The 12,646-nt window shown below is 57.6% G+C and carries 12 protein-coding genes and 1 pseudogene; 6 read left to right on the forward strand and 7 right to left on the reverse strand.

The window, feature by feature from the left end; translation table 11 throughout:
• The first annotated feature begins 58 nt into the window (after nt 1–58).
• The gene (locus JFU37_RS23915) at nt 59–1,249 is read left to right on the forward strand and encodes an MFS transporter (RefSeq protein WP_201119530.1); all 1,191 of its coding nucleotides are present in this window, start codon (nt 59–61) and stop codon (nt 1,247–1,249) included.
• A gap of 128 nt (nt 1,250–1,377) precedes the next feature.
• Here the strand turns inward: JFU37_RS23915 and JFU37_RS23920 are convergent, their stop codons facing one another.
• The 4 genes from JFU37_RS23920 to JFU37_RS23935 all read right to left on the reverse strand — a co-directional run bounded on the left by JFU37_RS23920 (nt 1,378) and on the right by JFU37_RS23935 (nt 4,762).
• Nucleotides 1,378–2,685 (reverse strand): Xaa-Pro dipeptidase, encoded by a 1,308-nt coding sequence (locus tag JFU37_RS23920; protein WP_242485810.1) that lies wholly within the window; start codon nt 2,683–2,685, stop codon nt 1,378–1,380.
• A gap of 37 nt (nt 2,686–2,722) precedes the next feature.
• Nucleotides 2,723–3,004 (reverse strand): OprD family outer membrane porin, encoded by a 282-nt coding sequence (locus JFU37_RS23925; RefSeq protein ID WP_201119531.1) that lies wholly within the window; start codon nt 3,002–3,004, stop codon nt 2,723–2,725.
• 137 nt (nt 3,005–3,141) lie between these two features.
• Entirely contained in the window at nt 3,142–3,525 is a 384-nt protein-coding gene (locus JFU37_RS23930) for a VOC family protein (protein ID WP_201119532.1), read from the reverse strand.
• A gap of 319 nt (nt 3,526–3,844) precedes the next feature.
• Complete coding sequence (locus JFU37_RS23935) at nt 3,845–4,762, reverse strand: LysR family transcriptional regulator (protein ID WP_201120067.1); 918 nt, start codon at nt 4,760–4,762, stop codon at nt 3,845–3,847.
• A 222-nt stretch (nt 4,763–4,984) separates the two neighbouring features.
• On the opposite strand from JFU37_RS23935, the gene JFU37_RS23940 reads away from it, so the two are divergent.
• The 5 genes and pseudogenes from JFU37_RS23940 to JFU37_RS23960 all read left to right on the forward strand — a co-directional run.
• A complete protein-coding gene (locus JFU37_RS23940; protein WP_201119533.1) occupies nt 4,985–5,425 on the forward strand; it encodes a DoxX family protein in 441 nt (146 codons plus the stop codon).
• Between the two features lie 75 nt (nt 5,426–5,500).
• Nucleotides 5,501–6,424: an NADP-dependent oxidoreductase gene (locus JFU37_RS23945; protein WP_201119534.1), complete on the forward strand. Its 924-nt coding sequence runs from the start codon at nt 5,501–5,503 to the stop codon at nt 6,422–6,424.
• Nucleotides 6,425–6,459: 35 nt separating this feature from the next.
• A complete protein-coding gene (locus tag JFU37_RS23950) occupies nt 6,460–7,374 on the forward strand; it encodes a pirin family protein (protein WP_201119535.1) in 915 nt (304 codons plus the stop codon).
• A 339-nt stretch (nt 7,375–7,713) separates the two neighbouring features.
• Nucleotides 7,714–8,019: a panthothenate synthetase gene (locus tag JFU37_RS23955; protein WP_201119536.1), complete on the forward strand. Its 306-nt coding sequence runs from the start codon at nt 7,714–7,716 to the stop codon at nt 8,017–8,019.
• Nucleotides 8,020–8,067: 48 nt separating this feature from the next.
• Nucleotides 8,068–8,253, forward strand: a pseudogene (locus JFU37_RS23960) (DUF6124 family protein); the annotation flags it as partial.
• Between the two features lie 90 nt (nt 8,254–8,343).
• Here JFU37_RS23960 and JFU37_RS23965 read toward each other — a convergent pair.
• From JFU37_RS23965 to JFU37_RS23975, 3 genes are all read right to left on the reverse strand, one after another.
• Nucleotides 8,344–9,906: an amino acid permease gene (locus tag JFU37_RS23965; protein ID WP_201119537.1), complete on the reverse strand. Its 1,563-nt coding sequence runs from the start codon at nt 9,904–9,906 to the stop codon at nt 8,344–8,346.
• Nucleotides 9,907–10,072: 166 nt separating this feature from the next.
• Nucleotides 10,073–11,233: an iron-containing alcohol dehydrogenase gene (locus JFU37_RS23970; RefSeq protein WP_201119538.1), complete on the reverse strand. Its 1,161-nt coding sequence runs from the start codon at nt 11,231–11,233 to the stop codon at nt 10,073–10,075.
• 3 nt (nt 11,234–11,236) lie between these two features.
• Nucleotides 11,237–12,628 (reverse strand): aldehyde dehydrogenase family protein, encoded by a 1,392-nt coding sequence (locus JFU37_RS23975; RefSeq protein WP_201119539.1) that lies wholly within the window; start codon nt 12,626–12,628, stop codon nt 11,237–11,239.
• Nucleotides 12,629–12,646: the final 18 nt, after the last annotated feature.

Raw genomic sequence — 12,646 nt, forward strand, 5'->3', positions numbered from 1 at the left:
AGGATGGCGTTGGACTTTCTCAGTCTCTCCTTGATGCCGATGAGTACAGGAAGAAAATATGAGTGGCGAATGTTCAAACACCAAAGCTGAGTCTTTTCGCATTCCGCGCACGATTTGGGCGCTTGGCTTTGTCAGTTTGTTCATGGATCTGTCATCCGAGCTGGTACACAGTTTACTGCCTGTGTTTTTGGTCACGACATTGGGGGCGAGTGCATTGGCCGTCGGAGTGATCGAGGGTATTGCCGAGTCGACCGCGATGCTCGTCAAGATATTCTCTGGTGCTCTCAGCGACTTTATGGGGCGGCGCAAAGGATTGCTGCTGCTTGGATATGGTTTGGCCGCTCTGACCAAACCACTTTTTCCTCTGGCTCACTCGGTTGAAGTGGTCTTTACTGCACGCTTTCTGGATCGAATTGGCAAAGGCATTCGTGGGGCGCCACGAGATGCTCTGATCGCAGATGTGTCGCCACCAGAAATCCGTGGCGCCTGCTTTGGACTGCGGCAGTCGATGGATACTGTAGGGGCTGTTTTTGGCCCTGCGCTGGCCATCGTGCTCATGTTATGGCTCGCCGATATACAGCTTGTCCTGTGGTTTGCAGTTATTCCGGCGGCAGTGGCGGTGGCTCTCATTGTCGCAGGCGTAAAAGAGCCCACACACCTCCCCAGCGAACACACCTTTCGCTCTCCCATTCATTGGAGAGTCCTTCACGATTTCTCCTCTGGGTATTGGTGGGTCGTCATCGTGGGAGGGGTGTTTACGCTTGCCCGTTTCAGCGAGGCGTTTCTGATATTGCGGGCGCAACAGATAGGCCTGTCGATCACCTGGACTCCGCTGGTGATGGTGGTAATGGCACTTTTTTATGCGCTGTCCGCTTATCCTGCCGGCTGGCTATCCGATCGCATCAGTCGCACCAAACTGCTCTGCTCAGGTATGGGGTTGCTCGTCTTGGCGGATCTGGTACTCGCTCAATCCAGTTCTGTCATGACAATGATGTTGGGCGTTGTCTTGTGGGGGCTTCATATGGGATTTAGCCAAGGCATTCTTGCCTCGCTGGTCGCCGATAAAGCGCCCGCGGAACTCAAGGGCACGGCCTTTGGTATTTTCAATGTTGTCAGTGGTCTATGCATGCTGATCGCTAGCGTTCTTGCGGGCTGGCTTTGGCAAAGCATTGGGTCAGACAGCACCTTCCTCACGGGTGCACTGCTTGCCACAACAGCTCTGTTGTTACTGTTATTCAAAAAGCAGTAAGCGCAACTAAAAAGCAAAACAAATGGTCCTGAACCTAAAAAGGGACAGACCACGATTTAAGGCAAATGCCGACCCATCATGGTCTGTCCCTGTTTTTCCCAAGGGCGGTTCAGTGTGACCTGCAACGCTTACAGGCCGGGCAGCACATCAGGAGGCACCATTACTCCGCCCTTCATCACCACGGGGAGAGTCTCAAGAATCGAAATATCAGCCACCGGATCCCCGTCGACCGCGATCATGTCGGCGAAGCGACCCGCACTGATAGCACCTACATCCTGCTGCCAATTGAGCAAGTCCGCGGCGACCACAGTGGCAGACTGGATCGCCTGCATCGGCGTCATTCCGAACTTCACCATGTAGGCGAATTGCCGGGCATTTGTGCCAATTGGATAGACACCCGCGTCGGTACCATAGGCAATCTTCACTCCAGCCTTGACCGCTTTGCGAAATGCCTGGCGCTGTACGTCAGTGGTTTCGGTGTTCTTGCGCAAGTAACTCTCCGGCCAGTTCTCCTTGCGCCCGACTTCATCGATGTAGTCACCGTTGTAGATGTCCATCACCAGGTAGGTGCCATTGTCTTTTGCCAATTTGATGCCTTCGTCATCCAGCAGTGAAGCATGTTCAACCGATTTAACGCCGGCACGGATAGCGGCCTTGATCCCTTCCGCACCATGGGCATGCACGGTGGCATAGCTTTTGTGAACCTTGGCCTCCTGTACCACCGCGCGCATTTCTTCTTCAGTCATTTCCATTTGACCTGGTTCAGTCCCTTCGGCCAGTACTGAGCCAGTTCCCATCATCTTGATGGTGTCTACGCCGTGCTGGAACAGGTAACGGGTCTTCAATTTCGCATCGTTGGCATCACGATAAACCCCGACTCGCATATCCGCCGGGATCTCCACGCCTGGCGCAAATCCCGTCACCTCCCCACCACCGCCCGCAACGGTGATGTACGCGCCCACCACGTTCATTCTTGGCCCCAGCACTCGGTTGGCATTGATCGCATCACGAAGCGCGACATCGGTAAAAGCGCGGTAGGTACCCAGGTCATGCACGGTTGTGAAACCCGCGCGCAAAGTTTGATAGGCGTGTTTAGCGCCCATCAGCGCGACATCCTGGGGTGAATGCAGGAGTGGCTCTGCCACATTGTTGGTCATGTCCCAATCGGAGATGTGCGTGTGCATATCAATAAGGCCGGGGAGGACTGTCTTGGCTGACCAATCGATCACCTTGCTATCGGCCGGTGGAGCACTCCACGGCTCGACGGCAACGATGCGTTCACCTTCGATCTTGACGCGTTGATCGGTCAGCACCTTACCTTTCTCGACATCCACTAAATGACCTGCATGGACATACACCGTTTCTGCGTGCACGGACAACGCCATCGAGGAGAGTGTTACAGCCAAGGCGATACACTTGATCGGACTATTACTCATGTGAAACTTCCTGTTTTTTTGGACTTGGATGTGCACGTCAAAAAAAATCGAACGGGTATTCGGTTATCACTCGGAGTTGCTGAACACTGTCGCCGGTAAATGAATGCTCGGCATAGCGCACGCGTACGGACAGGTTTTTCAGGACGCCACTTTCTACAAGGGTCTTCAGATCAATATCTCGCTCGATCTGTTTGTCTGAGTGGGCGAAGTAGGCGTACAGGCCATCCGGATCGACGTGCTCATTATCGATATCGAATCCATAGACATAACGAAGCCCGAGTGTTGTCCGTAAATAGCCATTGCTACCAAAGTCATACACATAACCCAGTCCTATTGGAGGCCTCTGGACTTTGATTATTATTATTTTATGGGGACGCCTGTACAGCTCAGTGGTCATCAGTAGAAGCGAAAAAAGAGGGGGAGGCCGGCCCGACCAAGGCTGGCCTTGTGCCGGGTTTAAACCGGTTTGAAGCAATAGGCGGCCAGTTTGTTGCCGTCCAGATCACGGGCATACGCGGCGTAGGCGTTCGGTGCCCAGCCACGTGGCCCAGGGAGGCCTTCACAGGTACCGCCAGCGGCCAATGCTGCGGCATGAAAGGCGTCGATTGCGGCGCGCGTCGGGGCCTCGAAACTGACGGTCACCCCATTGCCGACGCTGGCAGGTGCGCCGTCAGCCGGTTTTAGAACGAAGAAAGACGGTGCATCCTCGCCCCAGATAGAACCATTGTCTCCGAGGTCTGCAATACGCTTTTGGCCAAGTTTGCCCAGTACGGTGTCGTAGAAACTGCGGGCTTTGTTCAAGTCATTGGTGCCGACTGTAACGTGAGTAAAGACACTCATTTTTTAGCTCTCGTTGGTAGAAAGGAGGTGGGGTTGGGTGGCCGTTTCGCCTTCGCGATTCATCGCCAGATCTGCTGAAGATGACGCATTGCGCCATCCCGGGTCGGTCTGCAGTTCGGGAATCGCCAAGTTGAAAATGACCCGTGGCACCGCGTCGATGTGTCGACTAAGGATGTGCCCCGATCAGCGGGAATTACAGTGATGTCTCTGCATTAATCCCATGCGAGGAGCGCATAAAAAACATGAACCGTCATTTGCCTTCATTGAGCTGTTGCAGGCATTCCTGACCATTGCGAAGATCACGTCACAAGTAACCCCCTCAAGCGGATGTCTCCTGCGCCGAGCTTTGTTGAACGAAGCGGTCAATCAACCACCTCGCGGCGGGGCCCGGCGGCGAGTCCGTGCGGTAGATGACGTCGAAGGAATATTGTCCGCTTTTGTATTCCGGTATGTTCAGCTGCACGAGTCGACCGCTATGCAGATCTTCCTGGACCATCGGGGCTGGCATGTTCCCCCAACCAATGCCTTCACGCAGCAACATGTGTTTGGCGCCCAGATCCGCCAGCCGCCAGGTGCGGTTACTGAGAACGGCGAAATCCTTGTTCTTGGTCAGGAGTGAGCGATCGGACAGCACCAGTTGCGTGAACTCCCGCCCGGCGCCCGGAACATTCGAGTCGCTTGAAGCCAGCGGATGATTCGGGGCTGCCACCGGAATCAATTCGACACTGCCAACGCCCACTCTTTCGATACCGCTGATGCCCTCATTCATGGGTCCGCTCACACCGACTATCGCCCCGCGGTTGATCACCAACTCAGTGACGGCGCCGAGCGCTTCCATGTGTAGGTGAAGGGCAACCGTAGGAAATTCTTCTCGAAAGGATTTGAGTGCGTCCACGACACGTTCGGCGGGAAGCATCACATCGAGCACGACGTGAACTTCGGCTTCGAGCCCCTGTAGCAGGCCTTTGACCTTGGCGCGCAATCCATGGACGCCATTGGCGATGGTTCTGGCTTCGGCCAAAACGGTGCGGCCCGCATCGGTGAGCTGGGGTTTGCGTGTCGTCTGGCGGTCAAACAGCGATACGCCGAGCTGCATTTCCAGGTTGGCAATCGAGTAGCTGATGACCGAGGTGGCCCGGTGCAGTTTTCTGGCAGCGGCTGCAAAACTGCCGACTTCCACCACCGTCAGGAACACGCGCAGTTGGTCCAGTGTCGGTGTTCCGGGGTCAGAGATCATGCCTATTTCCTCGAACGTAATGGTCAATATTACCCCGGTATGACTAAAAGCCCTGAGGTGAATACCCTGGAGCGTCGAGGAGTGGTGCCTCGGGCGAGCTTGTCTATTTTATCGAATCTAATGATCTAAATTAGCCAGCTATTCAGATTAGCTGGCGAGGCGCAAGATTTCCTCACTGCAGCGATTCATGGCGAATCGCGCAAACTTTGAAGGAAATATCTCATGACCACTTCTGCCAACATCGCTCAAGCAACCACCTCTGAAGAGAGCCGTAATGACGTCACCCAGGCCTCGGCCTCATTGATCGGCCGCGTGCTGCTCAGTGCAATTTTCATCCTGTCCGGTTTTTCCAAACTCGCGGCTCCCGCGATGATGGTCGGCTACATCAGCTCCGTAGGCCTTCCGCTTCCGCAGTTGGCGCTGGCGGTGGCGGTCATCGTCGAAATCGGTGGTGGCCTGGCACTGATCGCCGGTTACCGCACCCGCACTGTCGCCGCAGTCCTGGCGCTGTTCAGCGTGTTTACTGCACTGGCTTTCCATAGCGCACTGGGCGATCAAAACCAGTTCATCCACTTCTTCAAGAACATCGCGATGGCCGGTGGCCTGTTGCAGGTCGTGGCCTTCGGCGCCGGTCGCTTCAGCCTCGATGCTCGCCGTCGTTGATACCCCTGCGCTGCGAACGCCGGTTCCCTCGCAGCGCAGTGTTTGTCTCCCGTTCTTTCAATAGTCGAGGCCTCCATGAAAGCTATTCGCGTGTACGAATACGGCAGCCCTGAAATTTTACGCCTGGAACAAATTGCAGACCCGGTTGCCGGCGAAGGTGAAGTTCTGATCGATGTCGCCGGAGCAGGGGTCAACCCGATTGACTGGAAAATCCTTTCCGGGGCCATGAAAGCGTTCATCCCATTACCGCTGCCTTTTACACCGGGAGTTGAAGTGGCCGGTACCGTCGTCGCGGTGGGGAAGGGCGTCACTGAGTTCAGCATCGGCGATGAAGTGTTCGGCTTCATCAATATCGTCGGTGGTTATGCGACCAAAGCGGTTGCCCAGGTGTCAAAACTGGCCTTGAAGCCGCACTCTCTCAGTGCGCTACAGGCCAGTGCTGTGCCTGCAACCGCTTTGACGGCATGGCAAGCGCTGACTGAACATGCCGGTGTGCAGCGGCGACAGAAGGTATTGATCCACGCCGCCGCCGGTGGCGTGGGCAGCATGGCCGTGCAGATTGCCAAGTACCTGGGCGCTGAAGTCTACGCAACGGCCTCTGCACAGAATCATGCCTACCTGAAAGACCTCGGTGCGGATTACACCATCGACTATACGACTCAGGCCTTCGAGGAGCTGGTGTCCGGCGTCGATGTCGTACTGGATCTAGTGGGCGGCGAAACACAAACCCGTTCGTTTGCGGTACTGAAAAGAAACGGTGTGTTGGTATCGCCTGTGAGCCTGCCGAACATGTCGCTGGCCAACGATTTTGGCGTGACCCCGGCCAACTTTGCCACCCGTTCGGATGGCCGGCAGCTCTCGCTGATTGCCGAACTGTTCGACAAGGGACACCTCACGGTCGATGTTGAGGCGTACCCTTTGAGTGAGGCGAAAGTGGCGATCGAGAAAAGCATGGGCCGTCATTTACGGGGCAGGCTTGTCCTCGATACAGCGAAGTAAGTTAAGCGCTGCCAACTCTCCTGTGAGTAATCATCATGACCCTTCAGCAACAACCACACATCGGTATCGACCTCGGCTATACACGCGAAACCGATACCCATCGCGCAATCGGCTATCGCACCACAGGCAGCGGGCATGGCTCTATTGTCCGACTGATGAGTCCTTCCGATTTTGGCCACCTGATCAAGCCTTTCGTTTTTCTTGACCTGTTTGAAGGCGAGAGTTCATTCATCGGTGGGATGCCAATGCACCCTCACTCGGGAATCGCCACCGTCACCGTCATTACCGAAGGTAATTTGCGCTTCGAGGATGCTGAATCGGGCACGGGGACCCTTGATTATGGTGGTGTTGAATGGATGAGGGCGGGAGGCGGGGTCTGGCACGGGAAGGAGATGTCGGTAGGGACATCGAAGCGGATACAAGGTTTTCAACTGTGGGTTGCACTCCCACCCGCGTTGGAAAACGCGAGTGTCGACAGCCAATACCTGGAGTCGAATGTGATGCCTGAAGTGGGGCCTGCACGTGTGATTCTTGGCACGTACCAGGGTGTCAAAAGCCCGGTCCGCGCTCCCGCTGGAATGAACTACTTATTGGTCACGCTACGTGCCGGGGAATCCTGGACTTATGTTCCACCCAATGGGCATGAGTCATTGTGGTTGAGTGTCAGCCGGGGATCTCTCTTCGCACCCGGCCTGGTCAGTGCGGGAGAAATGGTCATCTTCGAACCCGGTAGCGGTGCGGTTACGCTGAAGGCCATGCAAAAAGACACGGTCTTCGTGATCGGTTCAGCGGCACCTCATCCCTATGAACTTGCGCTGGGAAATTACTCCGTGCACACCAACCCGCAAGCCTTGCGTGCGGGAGAGGCAAAAATTGCAGAGATTGGCGTTCGACTGCGTGAGTACCTGCAAACGCCAAACAGGTCAGCTAGCGTGCCCGTATTCATGTAACCCGGCCGACCCCGCTGTTCATTTAAGCGATGTGATCCACTAATGTAGGAGCGAGCTTGCTCGCGATGGTCGTGAACGATAACGCGTGTTGTCTGGCTAAACGCGGCGCTCTTAAGTCCATCGCGAGCAAGCTCGCTCCTACAACAGCATTACCCATGGTCGGTCATTCCTGGCGCAGGTGGACGGGCTCAGCCGTTCGCCTTCATGACCGCTCGTAACCCTGCACGAGGGTTAGTTCACGCTTGGCTATTCTTGACAACACGAATGTATGGCCGACGCCGGCAGAGCCAGAAGCAAAGGTCTGGCTACAGGGTTACACGTTGAACAGAGGATTGAATGATGAAGATGTTACTTATGGTTGAGTGCCCTAATGAACCCTTCAACTCCCTTGTCAAAGCCGGGAAGGTGGGCGAGGTTATTAAGCGTATCCTGGAAAGCATCAAGCCGGAGGCGGCGTACTTTACTGAGCAAGATGGAATGCGCGGTGGGATTTTTCTGGTCGACGTACAAGACTCAGCCGACATCCCCGCTTATGCGGAACCGTTTTTTCTCAACTTCAACGCTACCTGCAAATTCCGTATTGTGATGAGCGCGCAGGATCTGCAAAAGGCCGGCCTGGAGGCGCTCGGGCAAAAGTGGGCGTGATGAGTTCGTCCGTTTACCCTTCGTCATAAGACGCGTATCGAGGTCCTGGTCACTACCGAAACCTTGATGGTTTACCTGGTCGAAACGCTGGCCTCGGTCGATGTGATGGTCCATCACTTGGTGGATCTTCTAGAGGGTGGGTCGCGCAATGCCCTGCTGGGTATTTCAAACAGCATCATGCTGGCGGAGATCACGGCGAACCGGGTGCTGGATCAAATCGACCCGCCTGAGTAACCGCTGTCTTGTGGCGAGGGAGCAAGCTCCCTCGCCACAGGTTGCTCATCGTTCGTTCTATCTCTTAACTGACGGGCTTGGAGGTGGCAATCATCTACCCGCCGATTTATTCAACGCCGCTTCCGCCGCAGCAATTTCAGCCTGACGCTTGACGATCACGTCGCCCACCGGCGGACCCTGGAAGCGTCGAGCTTCAAAACCGAACCAGACGATGGCCGTCAGCACCAGGAAGCCGATGGTGATGTACAGCGCCCAATCGTTCGGTGGCTGGATGCCGATGACGAAAATGATCACCATCGAGATGACGGAGAGGATGGCGAACACCGAGTACCAAAAGCGTCCCATGTTCCAGGGGCCCATGGTCGGCCATTTCGAGGTCCCGTAGGTAAACAGGCCCAGTACGATGGGAATGATGAAAGAGAAGAACAGGAAGATCACCGTGCAGGAAACCACGATCGTATAGACCGGCGTTGCCCCGACCGATATCACGGACGATCCCCAGTCGAACAATACCGCGAGGGTGGAACCGGTCCAGATCGCCGCCACCGGGCTGCGATAGGTCGGCGAGACCGAGGCCAGCGCTTTGGAGCAGGGCAGGCCACCGTCACGTGAGAACGCGAAGATCATGCGTGAAACCGAGGTCACGGTTGCCAACCCGCAGAGGAACTGCGAGATGAAAATCGCCACGTAAAGCGCGAGCTTCACCGTCGGGTTGACTTGAGTGTTCATCGCCCAGAAGAACACGTTCCATCCTTGCTTCGCCGCCTCATCCATGTTCGGCAGCATCAGGACAAACGAGCACAACATGACCCAGCCGAACAGCAACGACCAGACCACCGACATGACCATGCCGCGGGGCACCGACATGGCCGCATTGCGGGTCTCCTCGGAGGTGTGCGCGGAGGCGTCATAGCCGGTGATGGTGTAGATCGGCAGCAACAACCCGAGTATGAACACCCAGCCGTTCGAGACCTGTGGCCAGACGGCGCCGCCGGCATCGCCGGAATAGTTGCCGAAGGTCCACAACCGGACGAACTCATAGCTGGGGGCCGAGATCAGGCAGACGATGGTCAGCGCGAGCGCGGTGGCGAAGATCAGATAGCCCGAGAAGTCGGTGAGTTTCGCGGTGAGGCCGATCCCCAGGTGGTTACACAAGGCCTGGATACCCGTCAGGATCGCCAGAAAAATCACCCTGACCGTGGTGGTGTCTTCCATGCCCAGGGCAGGTCCGAAGGCACCGAAAAAGAAGTAATAGGTGCCCACATTGATCGCGCCGAGTACGGTCACCAGCCCGAGCAGATTGAACCAGGCGGTCAGCCAGCCGGTGAAGCGGTTACCGAGAATCGAGCCCCAGTGATAGAGCCCGCCAGCGGTCGGGTAGGCCGAGGAGATCTGGGCCATGGCCATGGCGAACACCCCAGAGATCAGGCAACCGATCGGCCAGCCGATGCCGATAGACGCGCCGCCCGCACCCGAGGTGCCCTGGGCCAGCGAGTTGATGCCACCCGAGAGGATGCAGATGATCGAAAAGGAGATGGCAAAGTTGGAGAAAACGCCCATTCGTCGCGAGAGCTGCTGGGCATAGCCCATGCTGTGCAGCACCTTGACGTCATCGTCGTGCGCGTCGGTACCGGGCTGGCTTGCTGGGTTCATTGTGTGTGCCCCTTGTCAGGTTTTGGTACAGGCAGAACTGAGCCGCCGTAGGCTGCGACCTTGGTTTTTTGTAGGAGCCGAGCTTGCTCGCGATGGACTCAAGGGCGACGCGTTTATTCAGAAAGCACGCGTTATCGTTAACGTCCATCGCGAGCAAGCTCGGCTCCTACAGACGGCCGTGGTAAGCCGCTTCGAAAATTTCTGCTGCGCCGGGGCGTGTCAATGGCAGCGGGTTGCCGCCGGCCGAGGGATCGACGATCGCCATGTCCGCGATCAGATCGGCTTGCCGATCATCCACCCCCAGTTCAAACAGCGTATGGGGCACGGCGATGTCCTTGCGCAATTTGAGGACGAAGGCCAGGAAGCTGTCGAAGCCCGGAGAGGGCAGGCGTAAATAGGCTGCCAGGCGTGTGATGCGTTCTTCAATGGCCGGGCGATTGAATTTCAGTACATAGGGCATCAAGGTGGCGTTAGTCATGCCGTGATGGGTGTCGTACAGCGCGCCGATCGGATGGGCGAGGGCGTGCATCCCGCCCAGGCCTTTCTGGAAGGCGGTGGCGCCCATCGCGGCCGCTGCCAGCATTTGCCCTCGCGCATCCAGGTCGGAAGGGGTGTGTACGGCCCGCACCAACGCATTGGCCACCAGGCGCATCCCTTCCACGGCGATGCCATCGGCCATCGGGTGAAAACCCGGCGCGCAGTACGACTCCAGGCAGTGCGCCAACGCATCCATACCCGTGCCCGCGGTGATTTTTGCCGGCATGCCGACGGTAAGGGCCGGGTCGCTGATCACCACGCGCGGCATCATCTTCGGGTGGAAGATGATGCGTTTGGTGTGCGTACGTTCGTCGATGATCACGGCCGCACGGCCGACTTCGGAACCCGTTCCCGCGGTGGTCGGTACCGCAATGATCGGGGCGATACTGCCTTCGTCGGCACGGGTCCAATAATCGCCGATGTCTTCGAAATCCCATACCGGTCGGGTCTGGCCGCTCATGAACGCGATGAGCTTGCCCATGTCCAGGCCGCTGCCGCCACCGAAGGCAATCACGCCATCGTGCTTGCCGGCGCGCCAGGCATCGAGCCCGCCTGCCAGGTTGGCCTCAATCGGATTGGGCTTGAGGTCACAAAACAACGCTACGCCAAGGCCGGCAGCGCGCAAGGCGTCCAGCGCCGCCGTGGTGATCGGGGCACGCGCCAGGCCACTGTCGGTGACCAGCAACGGTCGCTGGATACCCTGGCTGCGACAGACCTCGGCCAGTTCGCTGATGCGACCGACACCGAAACGAATGCTCGTGGGGTAGTTCCAGTTTCCCGTCAGGCTCATGGTCTAAACCTCGTGGCGCAGATGAAAGGATTTGGCTCGGGTCAGGTTCTCGTAACCCAGGCGCGATAGCGTGACGCCGCGCCCGCTGTTCTTCACCCCGGTCCAGGCTAATGCCGGGTCCAGGTAATCACAGCGGTTCATGAACACGGTGCCGGTGTCGATCTCATTGCCCAAGCGTTCGGCAGCGGCGAGGTCTTGCGTCCAAATGGACGCGCTGAGCCCGAACTCACTGTCGTTCATCAGGGCGATGGCTTCATCGTCGCTGGCCACCGGCATGATGCCGACCACCGGACCAAAGCTTTCATCGCGCATGACCGACATTTGATGGGTGACGTCGACTAACACTTGCGGTGCCAAGTACGCGCTGCCCGGCGCGTCAGCGGGAAAGGTCGTTGGGTCGATCAGCGCTTTGGCCCCCTTCGACAGTGCCTCGGCGATCTGCCCGCGAACGAATTCAGCTGCGCTCGGTGAAACCAGCGGGCCCAGCGTGGTGGCTTGGTCCAGCGGGTTGCCCAGCACGTATTGGCGGGTCAGGGCGGCGAAGCGCTCGACAAAGACCGGGTAAATTTTTTCATCGACATAAATGCGTTCGACGGCACAGCAGCTTTGCCCGGAGTTGAAGAAGCTGCCATCCACCAGATTTTCCACCGCATGTTCGAGGTTGGCGTCTGCCCGCACGTAGGCCGGGTCCTTGCCGCCGAGTTCCAGCCCCATGCCGAGGAAGTGTCCCGTGGCAGCGTTTTCCATGGCCCGGCCGGCCTCCACCGAACCGGTGAAGTTCACCTGTTGCACCCGCCCAGAGGTGATGATCGCCGCGGTATAGGTATGACTGAGCAGCAGGTTTTGGAACAACCCTTCCGGCAGCTTGGCGCGGCGAAAAGCCTCGGCGAAACGCTCGCCGACCAGCAATGTTTGCGAGGCGTGTTTGAGGATGACGCTGTTGCCGGCCATCAGCGCCGGAATGATCGTATTCACTGCCGTCAGATAGGGATAATTCCAAGGCGCGACGACCAGCACCGTTCCCAGCGGCTCGCGTTTGATCTGGCGCCGAAAACCCGCGACAGGCGCGGGTTCTATCGCGGCCAACGCTTCAGGCGCAATGGCGATCATATGACGGGCCCGTTCTTCGAAACCGCGCAGCTCGCCGGCGCCAAAGCGTACTGGGCGGCCCATCTGCCAGGCCAGTTCCGGCACGATGTCGTCTTTCATCGCCAGCATCGCGTCCACGGCGGCGCTGCATAAGGCGGCACGTTCGCTCAGCGGGCGGCGTTTCCATAATTCCTGGGCGGTTGCGGCAGCCGTCAGCGCCTGCTCGACCTGCGCAGCGTTGGCACGCTGGCGTTCGACGTAGACCTGGCCATCGACCGGGGAGATGAGTTGAATCATCGCAGTCACGCTCTTCTCGATAATGAA

The organism is Pseudomonas sp. TH41, from assembly GCF_016650695.1.
Classification (GTDB): Bacteria; Pseudomonadota; Gammaproteobacteria; order Pseudomonadales; family Pseudomonadaceae; genus Aquipseudomonas.

What these genes read in the sequence shown, in the direction of transcription:
- JFU37_RS23970 (WP_201119538.1), bottom strand. Translation starts at nt 11,233, where the DNA reads ATGAGCCTGACGGGAAACTGGAACTACCCCACGAGCATTCGTTTCGGT.
- JFU37_RS23945 (WP_201119534.1), top strand. Translation starts at nt 5,501, where the DNA reads ATGAAAGCTATTCGCGTGTACGAATACGGCAGCCCTGAAATTTTACGC.
- JFU37_RS23955 (WP_201119536.1), top strand. Translation starts at nt 7,714, where the DNA reads ATGAAGATGTTACTTATGGTTGAGTGCCCTAATGAACCCTTCAACTCC.
- JFU37_RS23920 (WP_242485810.1), bottom strand. Translation starts at nt 2,685, where the DNA reads ATGAGTAATAGTCCGATCAAGTGTATCGCCTTGGCTGTAACACTCTCC.
- JFU37_RS23965 (WP_201119537.1), bottom strand. Translation starts at nt 9,906, where the DNA reads ATGAACCCAGCAAGCCAGCCCGGTACCGACGCGCACGACGATGACGTC.
- JFU37_RS23950 (WP_201119535.1), top strand. Translation starts at nt 6,460, where the DNA reads ATGACCCTTCAGCAACAACCACACATCGGTATCGACCTCGGCTATACA.
- JFU37_RS23930 (WP_201119532.1), bottom strand. Translation starts at nt 3,525, where the DNA reads ATGAGTGTCTTTACTCACGTTACAGTCGGCACCAATGACTTGAACAAA.
- JFU37_RS23915 (WP_201119530.1), top strand. Translation starts at nt 59, where the DNA reads ATGAGTGGCGAATGTTCAAACACCAAAGCTGAGTCTTTTCGCATTCCG.
- JFU37_RS23940 (WP_201119533.1), top strand. Translation starts at nt 4,985, where the DNA reads ATGACCACTTCTGCCAACATCGCTCAAGCAACCACCTCTGAAGAGAGC.
- JFU37_RS23935 (WP_201120067.1), bottom strand. Translation starts at nt 4,762, where the DNA reads ATGATCTCTGACCCCGGAACACCGACACTGGACCAACTGCGCGTGTTC.